The organism is Lutispora sp. QWL-02 (assembly GCF_058315355.1).
This window is the reverse complement of the sequence record NZ_CM177762.1, coordinates 4,257,746-4,275,148: the sequence shown is the minus strand read 5'-3', so window position 1 is coordinate 4,275,148 and position 17,403 is coordinate 4,257,746. Positions and strand designations below refer to the sequence as shown.

The 17,403-nt window shown below is 41.5% G+C and carries 16 protein-coding genes; 14 read left to right on the top strand and 2 right to left on the bottom strand.

Going from position 1 to position 17,403, the window contains the following annotated elements; translation table 11 throughout:
* Window positions 1-4: 4 nt before the first annotated feature.
* Both kdpA and AC4HCY_RS20220 read right to left on the bottom strand, forming a co-directional pair.
* Window positions 5-1,693 carry a potassium-transporting ATPase subunit KdpA gene (gene kdpA / locus AC4HCY_RS20225; protein WP_491095010.1) on the bottom strand — a complete coding sequence of 563 codons (1,689 nt, stop codon included), beginning with the start codon at window positions 1,691-1,693 and terminating at the stop codon, window positions 5-7.
* Between the two features lie 93 nt (window positions 1,694-1,786).
* A complete protein-coding gene (locus tag AC4HCY_RS20220) occupies window positions 1,787-2,173 on the bottom strand; it encodes a tetratricopeptide repeat protein (protein WP_491095009.1) in 387 nt (128 codons plus the stop codon).
* Between the two features lie 441 nt (window positions 2,174-2,614).
* Between AC4HCY_RS20220 and AC4HCY_RS20215 the strand changes: the two genes are divergently transcribed.
* The 14 genes from AC4HCY_RS20215 (at window position 2,615) to AC4HCY_RS20150 (ending at window position 17,371) form a co-directional block, all read left to right on the top strand.
* A complete protein-coding gene (locus AC4HCY_RS20215; protein ID WP_491095008.1) occupies window positions 2,615-3,271 on the top strand; it encodes a pentapeptide repeat-containing protein in 657 nt (218 codons plus the stop codon).
* Window positions 3,272-3,348: 77 nt separating this feature from the next.
* Window positions 3,349-4,713 (top strand): M20/M25/M40 family metallo-hydrolase, encoded by a 1,365-nt coding sequence (locus AC4HCY_RS20210; protein WP_491095007.1) that lies wholly within the window; start codon window positions 3,349-3,351, stop codon window positions 4,711-4,713.
* Window positions 4,714-4,761: 48 nt separating this feature from the next.
* Window positions 4,762-6,153 (top strand): hypothetical protein, encoded by a 1,392-nt coding sequence (locus AC4HCY_RS20205; protein WP_491095006.1) that lies wholly within the window; start codon window positions 4,762-4,764, stop codon window positions 6,151-6,153.
* Between the two features lie 81 nt (window positions 6,154-6,234).
* On the top strand, window positions 6,235-6,555 hold the full coding sequence (locus AC4HCY_RS20200) for a hypothetical protein (RefSeq protein ID WP_491095005.1): 321 nt from the start codon (window positions 6,235-6,237) through the stop codon (window positions 6,553-6,555).
* A gap of 152 nt (window positions 6,556-6,707) precedes the next feature.
* On the top strand, window positions 6,708-7,397 hold the full coding sequence (locus AC4HCY_RS20195; protein WP_491095004.1) for a GntR family transcriptional regulator: 690 nt from the start codon (window positions 6,708-6,710) through the stop codon (window positions 7,395-7,397).
* 308 nt (window positions 7,398-7,705) lie between these two features.
* Window positions 7,706-9,304, top strand: a complete 1,599-nt coding sequence (locus AC4HCY_RS20190) for an AbgT family transporter (RefSeq protein ID WP_323433304.1) — start codon at window positions 7,706-7,708, stop codon at window positions 9,302-9,304.
* A gap of 261 nt (window positions 9,305-9,565) precedes the next feature.
* Window positions 9,566-10,351: an SDR family NAD(P)-dependent oxidoreductase gene (locus AC4HCY_RS20185; protein WP_323433303.1), complete on the top strand. Its 786-nt coding sequence runs from the start codon at window positions 9,566-9,568 to the stop codon at window positions 10,349-10,351.
* A 38-nt stretch (window positions 10,352-10,389) separates the two neighbouring features.
* Window positions 10,390-12,117 (top strand): M28 family peptidase, encoded by a 1,728-nt coding sequence (locus AC4HCY_RS20180; protein WP_491095003.1) that lies wholly within the window; start codon window positions 10,390-10,392, stop codon window positions 12,115-12,117.
* Window positions 12,114-13,130 carry a ketopantoate reductase family protein gene (locus AC4HCY_RS20175; RefSeq protein ID WP_491095002.1) on the top strand — a complete coding sequence of 339 codons (1,017 nt, stop codon included), beginning with the start codon at window positions 12,114-12,116 and terminating at the stop codon, window positions 13,128-13,130. Before AC4HCY_RS20180 ends, AC4HCY_RS20175 begins: the two co-directional genes overlap by 4 nt.
* Before the next feature lie 14 nt (window positions 13,131-13,144).
* A complete protein-coding gene (locus AC4HCY_RS20170) occupies window positions 13,145-14,332 on the top strand; it encodes a M20 metallopeptidase family protein (protein ID WP_323433300.1) in 1,188 nt (395 codons plus the stop codon).
* Between the two features lie 177 nt (window positions 14,333-14,509).
* Window positions 14,510-15,004 (top strand): GNAT family N-acetyltransferase, encoded by a 495-nt coding sequence (locus tag AC4HCY_RS20165; protein WP_491095001.1) that lies wholly within the window; start codon window positions 14,510-14,512, stop codon window positions 15,002-15,004.
* 164 nt (window positions 15,005-15,168) lie between these two features.
* Window positions 15,169-16,011 (top strand): MurR/RpiR family transcriptional regulator, encoded by an 843-nt coding sequence (locus tag AC4HCY_RS20160; RefSeq protein ID WP_491095000.1) that lies wholly within the window; start codon window positions 15,169-15,171, stop codon window positions 16,009-16,011.
* Between the two features lie 177 nt (window positions 16,012-16,188).
* A complete protein-coding gene (locus AC4HCY_RS20155) occupies window positions 16,189-16,491 on the top strand; it encodes a hypothetical protein (protein WP_491094999.1) in 303 nt (100 codons plus the stop codon).
* Between the two features lie 58 nt (window positions 16,492-16,549).
* Window positions 16,550-17,371, top strand: coding sequence for a carbon-nitrogen family hydrolase (locus AC4HCY_RS20150; RefSeq protein ID WP_323433296.1), 822 nt, complete (start codon window positions 16,550-16,552; stop codon window positions 17,369-17,371).
* Window positions 17,372-17,403 lie beyond the last annotated feature (32 nt).

Sequence of the window (17,403 nt, the reverse complement as noted above, 5' to 3'; positions counted from 1 at the left end):
CACCTCATTTAACAGTGGTAAAATAATCGGCAATGGGTCCTAACGCTAAAGCAGGGAAAAAGGTAAGTGCACCTATTATCAGGATTATTGATATTAACAGTCCCACGAACATAGCATTGCTTGTGGAAAGTGTCCCTTCACCCGGGGCTACCGTCTTCTTACGTGCAAGGTTCTCTGCAAGATATATAGCTGCTGCCATAGGCACAAAGCGTACTATCAGCATAATGACTCCTCCTGTAGTATTTGTAAAAACCGTATTAGCTGCATAGCCTCCAAAGGCGCTGCCGTTGTTATTTCCCATAGAAGTAAAGGCATAAAGAATTTCAGAGAAGCCATGGGCTCCCGAATTTGTCAGCCAAGAAGGTGCCTCAGGCATTAAGACGGCGGCAGCTGTTCCGAATAATGTAAAAAGCGGCGGAACGAGCACTATAATACACACCATTTTCATATCAAAGGGTTCAATTTTTTTCCCCAAGTATTCAGGAGTACGGCCAACCATTAATCCTGCGATAAATACAGTAAGGAGGACAAATGCCAACATCCCATAAAGGCCGCTGCCTACACCTCCGAAAACTATTTCGCCAAGCTGCATCAGGAACATGGGAATCATGCCGCCAAGGGGTGTAAAGCTGTCGTGCATGGAGTTAACAGAACCATTAGACACAGCAGTAGTTGCGGCAGCCCACAGGGATGAAAGTCCCACACCATGAATAATTTCCTTGCCCTCCAAGCTGCCGGATGCTGCAGCATCATCAAAAACAGGTGCTGAATATTGTTCGCTGAAGGTAACAGCAGCAAGGCATATAACAAACAAGATGAGCATCGCCGCGTAGATTGCTTTGCCTTGCTTGCTGTCCTTCACCGCCTTTCCAAATGTCACACATAGCCCGGCAGGTATCAGCAAGAGTGACAAGCATTGGACCAAGTTGGAGAATGGTGTGGGATTCTCCAAGGGAAAGGCTGAATTTGCTCCGAAAAAGCCGCCGCCGTTTGTACCAAGCTGCTTGATGGCAATCTGGCCTGCAGCCGGGCCTAAAGGTATGGTCTGAACTCCACCGCTTTCCAGCAGAACAACATCTTTATAAGGACTCAGAGTCTGGACCACGCCTTGAGAGGCAATAAGGAGCGCTGTAATTAAAGAAAGAGGAATCAAAATATAGAGTGTGGTCCTCGTCAAGTCCGCCCAAAAGTTTCCGATGGTTGTTTTCTCTTTTAAAATCAATCCTCTCATCAAGGAAAACAATACGGCAATTCCCGTTGCTGCCGATACAAAATTCTGAAGGGTCAGTCCCAATGACTGGGATAGATAAGACAGAGCAGATTCGCCTGAATAAGCCTGCCAGTTGGTGTTGGAAACAAAGCTTGCTGCCGTATTAAAAGCAAGATGCCAGCTGGTTCCCTTAATTCCCTCGGGATTGAGAGGCAAAATACCCTGCAGCATTTGCAGCACCCAAAGAAAAACAAGACCGATGCTGCTGAAGCCAATGACTGAAAAAGCATATTCTTTTGCTCTCATTTCCTCGTCAGCTTGAATTCCCATCAGCTTATAGATTCTGCTTTCCATGGGAAAAAACAAAGGAGTCAAGAAAACCTTCTGCCCTGCCATAACCTTATACATATAAATTCCCAAGGGAATAGACAGTCCTATCAATAGGACTATATAAAATATATCCTGCAGTATAAAATAGGTCATAATTCTTCACCTCTGAATAAAATATAGAATAGGTAAACAAGCAATCCCAGTCCGATAAATGCGGAAATTGTTAAAACCCTTTCCATATAAAAATCACTCCTTTTCTTTCTTACACAAACACATTACAGGGTTATCATCATATGCAGGGTACGTATCTTCAGCTTTCTCCTCCGGCTGGTCACCAAAATCAATGGGGATTCTTTTCAGGTAGTATTCAAAGGTAGATATACGCTCCAGATTCCGAATTGCAGGCTTATATGTTGGATCAAGGGCATAGGCTGCCCTATAATGCTTGCGGGCTAGATTATCTTTCATTAAGAGCTCCTCAAATATACCATACAAATTGTGAACAACAGAAGAATGAGGATTTATAAGCATAGCTTGCTTGATATTTTCTTCTGCCTGTGGATAGCTCCTCTGTTTTAAGGCATTTATAGCCGATTGGATGTAACTATCGTATGGCTTAAAATTATCTGTCATGGGTTTCACCTCACTTAATTTTCTTTAAAGACTATAAGCATTGATCTCCAACCATTGAATGTCTCCCATCAATTTAATTATAATTATTTCTTCATAAAGATGGCATAAAGGCGAAATATGGTGAGATAAAGAATGTATAAAGAAGAGCTTGAGAAGTACACCCAAATATTATATCTTTAGTGTATAGCAGGCAAAATGCCGTTAATATAAATGCAGGCCGGATAATTATCATATCAGCAGCATTATACTTTCTATCAACATATTTAAACGTACAAAATATTCATAGGCTAGCAAAGGGGAAAAAGAATTGTATTAAGGACTTGATAGATAGGATTGAATAATATAAAAAAATCAGATATATGAATTTTTACAGCTATGAAATGCGATATATTTCATCTGTATCTACATCAAATTCAAATAAAATACTAAGGAGACTTCAAAATGAATAGCAAGCAAGCTCTTCCCAGAATAATCAAGCCCAAATTCATAAGGGGAATCGAAGACACATGCACGAGCGTCATTGAAATCGAAGACGAAAGCAGCATCAGGGATATCTATATATCGGATTGCAAAGTCGATAGGCAGGCAGCTGATCAAATAAGCTTTGAAGGTGTGATTTTCAATAAAGTGGACTTCAAAGGTGTTAGATTCAATTCTCTGGAGCTTACAGATGTAAGGTTTGAAAACTGTGATTTGTCAAACGCAAACTTCAGCGGTGCAATTATTCATAGGACAGAGTTTATAGATTGCAAGCTTGTGGGCATGAACCTCAGCGAGGCAACGCTCCAGAACATTTATATGAAAAACTGCAATGGCAAATTTGCTTTGATGAGTTTTGTTAAAGTAAAAAGTGCCGTATTTTTAGATTGCATACTTGAAAGCAGCAACTTCCAGGACAGCAGCTTTAATAAGGTGGATATCCGAAAGTGCAATTTCAGACTGAGCCAGATGTCAGGGACCAGTCTATCGGGAATGGATTTGACCGATTCCAATATTGAAGGTTTAGGCATACGGCCCGAAGACATTAGAGGAGCAATAGTTTCTCCTGTGCAAGCTGTAGATCTCTCAAAATTGCTGGGTCTTGTTATAAAAGTATAAATGTGGTAGACCCCGGCTTGCAAATGGAGTAATATAAAATTATTATACTGAATAAAAAATAATTTTAGGAGGATGCTATGTCGGATTCAAATATTGAAAAAAGCTTTGACCTAAACACTGCTGTGCAACATTTGGCCGATTCAATCAAAATAAAGACGGTATCATATCCTGACTATGAGAAGATGGATTTCAAGCTGTTTGACGAATTTTTACTGTTTCTCGAAAACACATACCCAAATATAAACAAAGTCTGCAAAAAAGAGCTGGTAAACGGATATTGTCCCATATATATATGGGAGAGCCAGAGCAATAACAATAAACCGATTCTGTTGCTGGGCCATTATGATGTAGTGCCTATAGAAAGGGATTCAGAGGCCGATTGGGAGGAGGCTCCCTTTTCCGGAACCATAAAAGATGATCATATCTGGGGGCGAGGGGCGCTGGATGACAAGAATCAAGTCATAGCGGTAATGGAAGCGGTAGAGCATCTTATAAGCAATGGCTTTAAGCCTGAGAGAGATATTTATATGGTATTTGGATTTGATGAGGAAATAGGAGGAATGAGGGGAGCCGAAGAAGCAGCCAGGATCTTCAGAGAAAGAAATATTGAGTTTGAATGCGTAATCGATGAAGGCGGCTGCGTCATAACCGATATGCTGGAAGGTCTTGCCGTGCCTGCAGCCATAATAGGCATTGCCGAGAAGGGCTCCACCAATATCAAGATAACCGTTGAAGGCAAGGGCGGCCATTCATCCATGCCTCCCGGGAGCACTGGGATCGGCACCATAGCCAGGATCATATCCAATGTGGAGAATAACCCTATGCCTGCCAGGCTTACCATGCCTGTGAGCGAAATGCTTAAAGCGATGGCGCCTTATATGAAAGAGAAAAAATTTGTCTTAAAAAACATAGACCATCTCTTTCCGATCATTAGTCCCATGCTCGCCAAGAGCCCTCTTACCAATGCTTTGATAAGGACCACCATAGCCTTTACGATGAACGGCGGCGGAGATGCTCCCAACGTATTGCCGCAAAAAGCATGGACTGTAGCTAACCTGAGAGTCCTTCAGGGCGATAGCGTAGATTCTACCTTGGAGCATATAAAAAAGGTCAATCCGGGTATCGATTTTCAGATAGAAAAGATGCTGGTTGAAGAACCCTCAGAGATATCTTCCATTGATTCGGAGTCATACAAAATACTGGGCAGTATTATTAATGAAATATATCCGGAAGCCGTGATTGTACCCTATCTCATGGTAGGAGGAACTGATTCGAGGAAGTATCTGGGGTCATGCAAAAATATATATAGATTTTCAGCGGTAATACTGACCAAAAAGGATAATGCTTCTATACATTCCAGCAATGAAAGAATATCCATAATAAACTTTCATAACATGATCCGCTTTTATATCAGGTTTTTACTGAGATATCAAAGCGAATAATTGTAAAATTCCGGCTTGCTGTTGATTATTGTTTGGAGGGATCAAAGTATGAACGAGGGAAATATAAGCAAAAAGACATTTGCCTCCGCTATATTGATTTTAGCAGTGCTTATACTTTTGTCAGGCTTGCTGACATGGATCATACCCACCGGGTCTTATGAGAGAGCTATAGTAGATGGAGAGCAAGTCATTGTTTCCGGCAGCTTTAAATTCACTGAGCAGGAAAGGCTGCCCGTATATAAGTGGGCGGCAGCCCCGATTTCGGTTTTATGGACTTCAGACGGTGTATTGATTATTGCAATCATCATATTCTTGCTTGTGATCGGTGGGGCAATCCATGTGCTGAATGAGGCCCGGATATTGAGCACCATAATTACAAATGTAGTAAAAAGATTTAAGGATAAAAAATATGTGCTGATGGGGCTCATCGTTTTTATTTTCATGTGCCTTGGAGCTTTCATAGGTATTTTTGAAGAGATCGTTCCGCTGGTACCGCTTATGATAGCACTGGCTATAGAGCTTAAATGGGATGTGCTAACCGGGCTCGGCATGTCTTTGGTGGCCTGCGGCTTTGGCTTTTCTGCAGCCGTGACCAATCCCTTTACAATTGGGATCGCCCAGGAGATTTCCGGTGTGCCCATGTTTTCCGGGGCAGGGTACAGGCTATTAATTTTTTTCATAACCTACATTGTCCTGATGGCTTTTTTAATGCTTTATACAAAAAGAATAAGGCCTGAAGCTCAAAGCGCAGTTGATTCTTCAGCCAGGGCGGAAGGCGTTCCCATAGATAACAGGAAAGGCGTCATTTGGTTTGCAGCAGTGACTTGCTTCATGGTATGTCTGGTGCTGCTGTCACCTGTAGTTCCTGCAATAAGTGCATACAACCTGCCTATAATCGCCTTGCTGTTTATTATTTCAGGAGTGGGAGGAGGCCTTCTTTCCGGCTTATCCCTTAGGGGAGTAGGGCAGAAATTCTTCAGAGGCGCATTGTTTATGTCTCCCGGCATCATGCTGATACTCTTGGCATCTGGCGTCAAGCATATCATAGCCACAGGCGGTATAATGGACTCTATCTTGTACTATGCATCTGGCTGGATTGCATCCTCCACCAGGATAAACGCTGTATTGGGGATATACTTTCTGGTCCTCGTACTGAACTTCTTTATAGGCTCCGGCAGTGCCAAGGCCTTTATAGTAATGCCTATAATAGCTCCTCTTCTCGATATGATAGGCATCAGCCGTCAGATGGGCATATTGGCTTTCCAGTTTGGGGATGGGTTCAGCAACATAATGTACCCGACAAATGCCGTACTGTTAATTTCCTTAGGACTGGCCTCAGTAAGCTATACCAAATGGTTCAAATGGATTTTTAAGATTCAGCTGGTCATGGTGATTCTATCAATAGGCCTGCTATGGCTGGGGCTTAAGCTGAATTATTAGGTGACAATGGGATGTTTCTTTAGCTGCTATACTTGCTTTTTCTCAAAAACTTTGATATCTTATGAACAGGAGGCGATTGTATTGGCGGATGAATCCTTATTAGTCAAAATACTTGAAGAAATAAAACTGATGAGAAATGATATATCAGAGCTGAAGACTGATGTGTCAGAGCTTAAAATGGATGTGTCTGAGTTGAAAAGCAGACAGCAAGAGGATCACCAAATATTGAAAGCCTTAGAGCACAAGGCAGATGTTAATAAAGCAGAGCATGATAAAATGGCTATGGATATATCACAAATACAAGGCTATCAAAAAAATGTAAGTGAAAGTATTGATGCTATAAAGGAGATTATTGGCAGACACGAAGTTGATATTACTGTTTTAAAGCGCAGACCTGTATAGATTAGATAGAACCCTTGATTTATTCAAGGGTTTTCTTATTTTAAAGATTTAAATCGATATTTCGTATAGTATCTACTTGACGTAGGAAATTAAAAGATATATAGTTAAAGCAAGTGGTCGACCGGTCGTCCACAAAGAGGAGGAAAAGAAAAATGGTAAAGGGGTTCCATGATGCTCCCAACATCAGAGGAAATTTAAAAGAATTTGTTGTTAATTATATCCGGGAGCAGATTTTTGAAAGCAGGGGGCTTCGCCCCGGCGATCGGATAAACGAAAGAGAATTGTCCCGGACATTGGGCATCAGCAGGGCGCCAATACGGGAGGCCTTAAAAGAATTGGAAGAGCAGGGCTTGATCAGTTCTATCCAATATAAAGGCTGGTTTGTAACAGATTACCACGAGGAAGGATTTTGGGAAATCACTAAGCTTCGAACCCTTCTGGAGTATAGCGTCCTTGAAAAGGTTATAGCTCTGGGAGGACCAAGCGTCGAAGAGTTAAATCATCTTGAATCGCTAAACAGGGATTTGCAGGAGATAGTGGATAATCCTGATCTGGGAGATAAGAAGCTGTTCAAGTTTTGCGAGAAGGAAATGGAGTTTCATATGTATTTATGCTCTCTGGCGAAGGATCACTGTTTCTGGACGCAGAAAATCCATAGGAATCTTTCCTATCAGATAAGATGTTCCTTTGAAGTATGCTTGCATCATGACGGGCAGCTGAAGGATAGCGTCGTATCTCACGATGTGGTTATCCAATGCCTGAGAAGGAAAGATCTGAGGAAATTGCGCGAAGAGATGTTCCGAAAACTTCAAAAAGAGAACTTCACTTATTCGGAAAGCTAGCACTAAAAAGCCAAAGGGCTAATAAAATGCGGATATTATTTAACAATATTAAAAACAGTCAATCAGGTTAATAAAAGAGGCCCGGACCGCCTGGACAGCACTACCGAGCCTCTAAGGACAACACCTGATGGTATTGTATATTTTTGATTATAGCATATTTTAAAAATGTATACAATTACCAAATTCAACTTTTCCTGCCCTTTATACCATCCACTAGAGAAAGTTGAAAAAAGAAAGACATGTCTTACCTTCTCAAAAAAATACATAGTTATCGTCCGTATATAGAATAACAACAAGGAGGCATAAAAATGGAAGGGAATAAATTAAACTCAATAAAAAATGAGCCAAAAGAAAAAAAGAGCAGGATTGAAAAGATCACTCATGCTATTGAAAAAGTTGGAAACAAGCTTCCTCACCCTTTCTGGTTATTCACCATATTAATTTTTGTAGTTATCATATTATCCAAAATATTTTCGTCTATGGGGGTATCTGTTATGGCCACGGTGCTGGGACCGGACGGTGCACTGGTCCAGCAGCAAGTTGCCGTAAAAAACCTTATGACTGCGGAAACCTTTAATAAATATATGGGGTCGTTGACAACGACCTATGTAAATTTTGCACCTCTTGGCCAGCTCATATTGATGGTTATGTCTGTGGGCTTTGCTGAAAAGGTTGGATTTTTCTCTGCATTGATGAGAAAAATGGTTGTAGGCGCACCAATATCTACTTTGGTTTTTATTCTTGCATTAGTAGGAGTTAATTCAAGCATAGGCTTTGGCGCCGGAGTTGTTTTTTCTATGATGATTGGGGCAGCAATGTTCAAGGCCATTGGAATGCACCCATGGATTGGAATTATAATAGGCTATGCTTCTGCTAACGGCGGTTTCACGGCCAACTTCAGTGTTACCAGTGTGGATACGATGTTGTCCGCTATCACTACTCAAGTTGTTCAAACTAATGGGATTAATGCTCCAAGCCATCCTCTGATAAATTATTACTTCATTTTTGCATCGACAATAGTAATTACTCTGGCCACTGTTTTCGTAGCCAAAAAGTTTTTGATTCCCTATCTCTCAGATGATAGTACACAATTGAAATCAGATAGAACCGAGCTGGACAAGCATAAAATCACTCCTGAAGAGGTCAGGGGGCTTAAATTTGCAGGAGTGGTCACGCTCATATTCTTTGCAATCCTCCTTATTATGACCTTGCCTAAGGGTGGAATCCTCCGCAACGCCGAAGGTGGTTTTATTCCTAATTCGCCCTTGTTGCAACAGATTGTAACAATATTATTTTTCCTGTTTTTCGCCATTGGTATTGCTTATGGGAAGGGTACCGGTGCGATAAAAAGATTATCTGATATACCTGATATCATGCAAGGGTCTTTAGATGCAGCGATTACTTTCATGGTAGTGGCTTTGCCCGCATCTGTGTTTGTACAGCTCTTCAGCGATAGCAAGATGGCTACCATTATGGCTGTAAACGGTGCAGAGATGTTAAAATCAATGAATATTTCCGGTATGCCGCTTTTCTTCCTGGTTACCTTATTCACTTTGTTTATGAATATGTTTATCACAAGCAATAGTGGTAAATGGGTCATGTTTGCACCTTTTCTGGTGCCTATGCTGGCAATGCTAAACATCAGCCCGGCCATGGCTCAAATTTTGTACCGCATAGGGGATTCCAGCGGCAACATTATTTCCCCTGTAGAGCTTAATGTTCCTATTGCATTAGGATTGTTGGAATCTTATAAAGTGCGAAAAACAGATAAAGCAGGTATAGGTTCATTGATATCTTTGTGCCTGCCTTTTACCGTAGCATTTATAATTGCCTTCTTTATCTTGGTTGCTATTTTCTACTACTTTAATTTACCGCTAGGCCCTGGCGCTAACATTTTCATAAACTAACAAATATGATTCTAATGCATAAACTATAGTTCACCTTAGTTTTGCTGACTGATAAAAGAGTGCAGCATGGACTCGACAACATTCAGTGGAATTGAAACCCCACTGAATGAAGTCTCGTTCAATGTGAAGGAGCTTAGAGCTTGTTAGTTTTGACGCAACCTTATGCAATATTACAAAATCTTAGCTCCGGAGCTCTGCAATCGTTATCAGTCAATAAAACAGATTAAAAATGCCATGCAATAAGATAGGAGGAAAAAAGTTATGATCAAGATAGATCTCACAAATAAAGTCGCTTTAGTGACCGGTGCCGCAGGAGGGCTTGGGAAGCAAATATGCACTGATCTGGCCCAATGTGGCGCTGATGTGGTTGTTGCGGTTAATAATTCGATTGCTGAAGCCGGGAAGATCGCTGAGGATATAAAGCAAATGGGGCGAAAAGCTGTTGTAGTCCATGGAAACATTGCATGCTCCAAAGCGGTAAAAAGGATGGTCAAGGAAGCTCTGGACTACTTTGGTCGTCCTGTGGATATTTTAGTCAACAACGCCGGCTACTATAAGGAGTATGGTAATATCACAGAGGTGACTGACGAAATAATTGATAGAACCATAGATACAAATCTTAAGGGAGCATTTTATATGTGCAGGGAGGTGGGCAAGGCTATGGCATCTTCCGGTATAAAAGGCCGCATAATAAATATTAGCTCAGGTGCAGGTCATAGCGGAAGGACAAATCATGCCCATTACTGCGCTTCTAAGGGAGGACTACTTATGCTGACCAAAGCTGCCGCTCTTGATCTGGCGCCTATGGGAATAAACGTAAACTCAGTATCCGTAGGTTTTGTAGATGTAGGGCGCTTTGATGAGGGGGATTTGCTAGCTGTAAAAAGGGATATACTGCCTCGCATATTGCTGAGAAAGCCCGGTAAGCCCAGCGATATTTCCAACATGGTCTGCTACTTGGCATCAGATTGCGCCGAATGGATCACAGGCAGCGATTTCCGTATAGACGGCGGTGAAGCTGCCGGACGCGTCCCCTATGAATATTGATCACTATTTTTAGAAGTTACTAAAAAGGAGGTTTTCAAATGAAAGTTAAAGGGATGGAATCCAAGCTGCTCGCCGACGTTAATCCCAATCTCTTGATGAAGCATACTGAATATATTTCATCGTTCGATAGAGAGTCCGGCAGCGATGGGGAATGGCAGGCAGCAAAATATTTTGAAGAAGTGATGACCGGCTATGGACTGGATGTGCAGATCAAATCCATTGAGAACCTTATCAGTCTTCCTATATCTGCGGAAATCACATTGGATGATGGGCGTAAGGTTTCATGCATTACTCAAAGCTATGCAGCTTCTGCTAAACCTGGGGGATTGAAAGAAAAAGCAGTCTTTTATCCCCAATGCACAGAGGTCAAAGGCAAGATTGCAGTGCTCAAAGGCTTGGCCTCTCCTTCGGCTTGTTATGACCTGGAGCGCATGGGCGCTGTAGGGCTCATATTTATAAACGGCGGATATTACCCGCATAACATGGCAATCAGCCCGATCTGGGGCATGCCTGTTCCCGAGACCATAGATTTATTGGGTAAGATACCCGTTGTATCTGTAACCAAAAAGAACGGTGAGTTATTATTAAATTATCTTGAAAAGGGTTCCAAGGAGGTTACGATCGAATCTGAGGTCCATACAGACTTTCGTAAAGTGCCTCTTTGCATTGCTGATTTAAAAGCCGCAGTCCCTACAAATAGATATGTTTTATTTAACGGACATGTGGACTCTTGGCATAAAGGAGCGACTGACAATGCGACGGCGAACGCTGCTATACTGGAGATAGCAAGAGTCTTAAAAGATTATAAAGACCTGCTTAATATCAATGTACGCTTTGTCTGGTGGTCAGGGCACAGCAATGGGCGTTACAGCGGAAGCAACTGGTATGCTGATCATAACTGGGAGGATATCCACGAAAATGCTGTTCTAAACGTTAATATAGATGCAATTGGAGCTGCAGGATCAACCAGCTATCGTTCTGTCGATTCATCAGCTCAATGCTTCCGATTTGGATTTGAAGTAATTAAAGATATGACGGGGCAAGAACCGCACTACTCTCGAATCCAGAGAAACGGTGACCAGTCGTTTTGGGGCCATGGCGTTCCTTCTCTTTTTCAGATCCTCTCACTTCAGCCGGAATCTGCTCAAGGTAAAGATACCTTTGTTCCGGGACTTCCATGGTATTGGCATACAACCGAGGATAAATTCGAATATGTGGGGAAAGAAGAGTTAACTCTGGATACCAAGATATATCTGGCTGCGATTTGGCGTTTTATCAGTCAGCCTATTCTCCCATTTTGCTTTAATGAACTGGGCGAAGAAATATTGTCTAATCTGAATGATTGGCAGAAGGTTGCCGGCGAAGCTTTTGATTTATCCCCTCTGAAGGAAAAAGCTCTGGTATTAAACCGGATGTTCCTCGACCTTGATGATGAAATCTCTCGATTAAACGAAATGGAGAGTCTGTCTGAAGCTGATAAAGTGAATGCTTCAAAACTAAATGACTGCGTTATGTCTTTGAATAGGACTCTAATTCCAATCCATTATTGCCGCAAAAGTCCCTTTGAAGCTGATCTTGCGTTGCCCATGAAGCCTTTTCCAGGGTTAACGGATTTGGAAAAGCTTTCTGCTATGGACCATAGCAGCATAGAGTTCAAAGCCTTGGAGCGTCAGCTTATACGGGAAAGAAACCGAATTTTCCATTCTCTCAAAGAAGCTATAACCTTAATTAATAATTGGCAGGATAATAGGAGCAATCTATCATGAAACACAATGTTATTTTCGGAGCCGGAGCCATAGGAGGCTCTATGGGCGCTTACCTTGCCCGCTCAGGTTTTGATGTCCTTTTTGTTGACCAAGCAGTGGAACATGTCGATGCCATAAATCGCAATGGGCTGACCATTGAGGGCATTGATGGAGAATTTACCGTCTCTGCTCCAGCGGTGCTTCCATCGGAATTAAAGGGTCCCCTGGATGTGGTTTTTTTGGCGGTAAAATCCCAGCATACTGCTGCAGCTATGGAAGTAATAGCACCGCTTTTAGCTGATGACGGATTTGTAGTAAGCCTCCAAAACGGTATTAATGAATATACCATTTCAGAATACATAGGCGCTGATCGAACAATTGGTGCTTTTGTAAATTGGGCAGCAGACTATATCAGCCCCGGAAGAATCAAGTTCGGCGGGAAGAGCAACTTCATCATAGGTGAATTGAATGGGGTTTTGAGTCCGAGGCTGCTGACACTTCAGAAGGATCTTCAGGCCTTTCTTTCTGCTCAAGTTACAAATAATATTATGGGATATCTCTGGAGCAAGCAAGTCAACATCAGTGTTATGTTCGCCACCGGCATGACCCCTTTAAGCATCGCTGAGGGTCTTGAGTATCCTGATACTCAAGATGTATACACAGCTCTCGCTCTTGAGGCAATGCAAGTTCCGGAGGCTCTTGGAGTGGTGCTGGAGGCCTTCGATGATTTTGACCCCGGGCTTTACAGGCAAAAACGCTATGGGGATGCTCTTAAAAAAACAGCCGATCATTACCGGCATATGCTTAAAAATCGCACCGGCCTATATAGAGACCTTGCAATACGTAAAAGGCCATCGGAAATCGACGGTACCGTGGGGCATACTGTAATAAAGGGTGAAGAGCTTGGACTCGCCCTGCCATGCAATAAAAGAATGGTGGAGCTCGTTCATGAGATAGAAAAAGGGCATAGAAGCATGGGTATCGAAAATGTATTTGAGTTGAAAAAAAATTTAGGTTTGAAAAATCTGACTTAGAGGAGGTGTCCTGCTTGGCTTCAGAAGTTCTTCAAAAGTCGCTGGACTTGAAAGAGTATATTGTTCAGGCAAAGCGCAGGATTCACAGAGAACCTGAGTTAGAAATGCAAGAGTTTGCCACGACAGCATTTGTAAAGTCTGAATTAAATGATATGGGTGTGGAAATTGCACCCCTCAATCTAGAGGTAGGTGTAGTGGGAATTATCAAGGGGCAAAAAAAGGGGAAGGGCGTTGTGACAGCTCTTCGTGCAGATATGGATGCTCTGCCGATCCAGGAGATGTCGGATGTGGTAGATATATCTAATGTTCCCGGAGTTATGCATGCCTGTGGACATGATTGTCACACTGCTATGCTGCTGGGGGCAGCAAAATTGCTGATGTCCCTGAGAGAGCGTTTTTCCGGAACTGTGAAGCTTATATTTCAGCCGGCGGAAGAAAGCTTCACCGGTTCGAAGTATATGATAAGCAATGGAGCCCTGGAAGATCCCGCAGTAGATTATATTTTAGGACTTCACGGAGATTCCTCTCATGAGGTTGGAGAAATAGCACTGCGAGAGGGGCCCTACATGGCTTCCTCCGATTTGTTCACGGTTAAAATTACAGGGGTGAGCGGCCATGGAGCATATCCCCACAGCATCGGCTGTGATCCTATTTTGGCGGCTTCAAATTGTGTAATGGCTATTCAAAGCATTATCACCAGACAGATCGATGCTTTAGACAGCGTGGTGATTTCAATTTGCCAAATGCATGGAGGCACAGCGAAAAATATTATTCCGGAAACGGTTGAGTTTTCGGGGACTGTCAGATGTCAGAACAAGCATACAAGAAACACTATGGAAAAGCGAATTTATGATGTTATCCAGGGGGTTGCTTCAGCATACAATTGCAAAGCCGAATTGGATTATTATTATGGAGTTCCCCCTCTGGTAAATTCACCGAAAGTTACACAGATTGTCCGCAAAAGCGCAGAAAAGATTGTCGGACCGATGAAGGTCAAAGACATAGAAGTTCCGGCAATGGGGTCCGAGGATTTTGCCAAATACCTTGAGGTCGTACCGACAGGAGTTTTTGCACGATTGGGAATAAGCTATCCGGACAGGAGCATTCCAATTTTTCATAATGATTTTTTTGTTTTTCCCGAAGAAGTGCTTCCTTATGGAACTGCTTTATTTGTTCAGTTTATTCTTGATGTGAACCAGTGAGTATTAATTTTTTGCAGCTCATATATTTAAAGAAGCAAATAGTCTGAATTCCAGGCTATTTGCTTCTTTTTCAAATTAATGTTCTATTTGCCGCTGATATATTGATATGCTAATATAAAATGAAATAATAAAGCTGCACTTATGCAACTCAAATTATTGATATAAGGAGGTATTGAAATGACGAGCAGGATTTATTTAGAAAAATTCACATCGGATGAAGACTTTGAGCATTATTTCAGCCTGGTTTCCAATGAAAAAGTAATGGCAATGGTCACTGAAAGAGCAATTCCTTTGGATGAAGCAAGAAACAATTTCAAACTGCTGCTGGAAAAGAATAAAAGACACAAAGATTTTGGGTTCTTCAAGGTTTTTGAAACAGATAGCAACAGCTTTATAGGCCTGGGAAAGATGGCAGTTGATAAGGATAAACCGGATGAAGCAGAGCTTGGATACCTGCTGCTTCCTGAATTTTGGAGAAAAGGCTATGGAAGTGAGATTGCAAGGCTGTTATTGGAAAGGGCAAAAGAATCAAAAGTATTGCACCGTATTATAGCTATAATAGATCCTAAGAACACGGCATCAAAAAAGATACTTTTAAATAACGGTTTTATATCAGAAAAAATATGCGAAATTGATGGTCTGCCGGGCGAAATATTTGGTAAAAATTTATAAAAGCGTAAAAACCCTTGGAAGCGGATCTTCAAGGGTTTTTTTGCGTCTTCTTAAAATATGAAAATAAATTATCAAATCATATAGAAAAATAAAAATATTTTACAAATTCTATTGACAACTCCAATTTAGAAGTCTATTCTTATTATTAAAGGCAGGGGATAAATATGAAAAATAATATTTTTTCTATAATTGATGACAAATATGATAATTTATCCAAGACCCATAAAAAGATAGCTGATTTCGTTAAAGAGAACATACATATCATACCTTTTTTATCTATCAAGGAGCTGGGCGGAAAATCTGATGCCAGCATAGCTAGCATAACAAGATTTACAAGAGAGCTTGATTTTAACGGATATGCCGAGTTTCAGAAAAAGGTGAGCGAGCTGGTCCAAAAAGATGTAGTGCCGATGAAGGAAATAAAGAGCTCCATTCTATCAGAGGAAGACAACAGCACTTTGAAAAGGATCATTGACTTGAATATCGGCTGTCTTACTTCTCTCTATAATGATGAGCTGGAAAAAAACTTCAACGAATCTATTCCGATGATAAGCAGCAGCAGAAAGCTGTATATAGCAGCTTCAAGGTCTTCCTATAGCGTGGGCTACTATTTATACTTTATGCTGAAGGGCTTTATTGAGGATGTCGAGCTTTTAACAAATGGTACAAGCGATATTTCAAACAAGCTTTCTTATGTTCAGGACAAAGATTGCTTAATATCCATAAGCTATGCCAGATATACAAAATCAACCTTCGATATTACCTCTTACTTTCATGATAAAGGATGCAATATAATCGCGATAACCGACAGCTACACTTCTCCTATTGCATTAAAAGCCTCAAAAGTTCTTTTAGCCAAAAACACTATCGGCACATATTCCTTTGTAAGTGCCATGACCATAGCAAATTCACTGGTTACCGTATTAGGAAAGGTAAATAAGGAAGATACACTGAAAAGATTGGAAAAACAAGATGCCATAGCTTTGGAAAGCGGAATATATCTGTGATATAACCCACTCTGGTATATGAATAAGCAAAGGAACTAAAAAATATAAGTTGAACCCCACGTCCAAACAAATATTAAAAAGTTCCTTGATTTATTATACCCAAAAATAGGATATATTTCAATAAATTTTTGGGCGTAATATTTGTTTAGGTGATTTGCCGGAGAGGTTGCTTTCCTCATGGTGAGCACATTCATAGGTGTATTTGGCATTTCCGGTGCCGGTGTTGCACAGGCAAAAATGACTCATGATCTGTTTCTGCCGTTAGTGCAAAGCATGAATATAGATATGAGCATCTGGGCTTTGGTAGTTTTGGTTTCCTGCCAGGTTACTTTCTTTGTGACTCCCACAGTCGATATGGTCGGACAGATGGGTCTTGCAAGATCAAAGGATATAAAAGCCATGCTGAAGAACGGGTGGGTGCTCACTGTCATCACCTTTGCATATGTGCTGATCAGGTCAATATTATACACTATGTCTTAAAACGGCTTGAATTTTATATAAACTATATAAAATTGGTATTTTGAGAGGAGGATAAACTTTGATTAATGTTGCATTACTGCAGACTAATATAAAATTTTGTGATGCTGAATACAACCACTCACATGTCAGGGAACTGATCGATGAGGCCATGGCTGCCGATAAGCGCCCGGATATGATTGTTCTCCCTGAGGATTGGAGTTCAGGTTTTTCGGACGAGATGTTTCACCATATGGAGGATTTCATTGAGCCTGTTGATGGTCCGTCAGTCACGGTTCTTAAGGAATGCGCTAAAAAACATAAAGTATGGATTGTCGGCGGTTCTATAGGCACCCAATTTGAAGACGGCATGCGCAATACAACTTTCTTGATCAACCGCGAAGGTGAAATTGTCGGTGATTACAGCAAGATGCATCTTTATAGTGATATGGATGAGGATGTTCCTTACCTGCACGGGACTGAAATGAACGTATATGAAACTGAGCTCGGCAAGCTGGGCTTTATGATATGCTATGATATACGCTTCTGCGAGCTGTCAAGGACTTATGCGCTCCGCGGTGCTGACGCTATTGTTGTAACATCCAATTTCCCAAACCCCAGAGTAAGCCACTGGCGTACACTGCTGATGGCCAGGGCCATTGAGAACCAGATGTTTGTTATTGCCTGCAATAGAGTAGGCCCGAGTCCCATGGGCACCTATTGCGGACATTCGATAATAATTGACCCTTGGGGTAATGTAATAGCTGAAGGCGGCGACGAAGAAGAAATAGTAACCGGTACTGTTGATTTTAATGAGATCCAAAATATCAGAAGCATGATCCATATGTTCCGCGACAGGAGGCCCGAAAGCTATCCAAATGATATGCTATTGCCTAATAAATAAGATGAAAAAGTAAATAAAATAAGACTTACACA

Bases quoted from the DNA above. Each gene is read 5' to 3' on its own strand.
- kdpA (WP_491095010.1), bottom strand. From the start codon at position 1,693: ATGACCTATTTTATACTGCAGGATATATTTTATATAGTCCTATTGATA.
- AC4HCY_RS20220 (WP_491095009.1), bottom strand. From the start codon at position 2,173: ATGACAGATAATTTTAAGCCATACGATAGTTACATCCAATCGGCTATA.
- AC4HCY_RS20215 (WP_491095008.1), top strand. From the start codon at position 2,615: ATGAATAGCAAGCAAGCTCTTCCCAGAATAATCAAGCCCAAATTCATA.
- AC4HCY_RS20210 (WP_491095007.1), top strand. From the start codon at position 3,349: ATGTCGGATTCAAATATTGAAAAAAGCTTTGACCTAAACACTGCTGTG.
- AC4HCY_RS20205 (WP_491095006.1), top strand. From the start codon at position 4,762: ATGAACGAGGGAAATATAAGCAAAAAGACATTTGCCTCCGCTATATTG.
- AC4HCY_RS20195 (WP_491095004.1), top strand. From the start codon at position 6,708: ATGGTAAAGGGGTTCCATGATGCTCCCAACATCAGAGGAAATTTAAAA.
- AC4HCY_RS20190 (WP_323433304.1), top strand. From the start codon at position 7,706: ATGGAAGGGAATAAATTAAACTCAATAAAAAATGAGCCAAAAGAAAAA.
- AC4HCY_RS20185 (WP_323433303.1), top strand. From the start codon at position 9,566: ATGATCAAGATAGATCTCACAAATAAAGTCGCTTTAGTGACCGGTGCC.
- AC4HCY_RS20180 (WP_491095003.1), top strand. From the start codon at position 10,390: ATGAAAGTTAAAGGGATGGAATCCAAGCTGCTCGCCGACGTTAATCCC.
- AC4HCY_RS20175 (WP_491095002.1), top strand. From the start codon at position 12,114: ATGAAACACAATGTTATTTTCGGAGCCGGAGCCATAGGAGGCTCTATG.
- AC4HCY_RS20165 (WP_491095001.1), top strand. From the start codon at position 14,510: ATGACGAGCAGGATTTATTTAGAAAAATTCACATCGGATGAAGACTTT.
- AC4HCY_RS20160 (WP_491095000.1), top strand. From the start codon at position 15,169: ATGAAAAATAATATTTTTTCTATAATTGATGACAAATATGATAATTTA.
- AC4HCY_RS20155 (WP_491094999.1), top strand. From the start codon at position 16,189: ATGGTGAGCACATTCATAGGTGTATTTGGCATTTCCGGTGCCGGTGTT.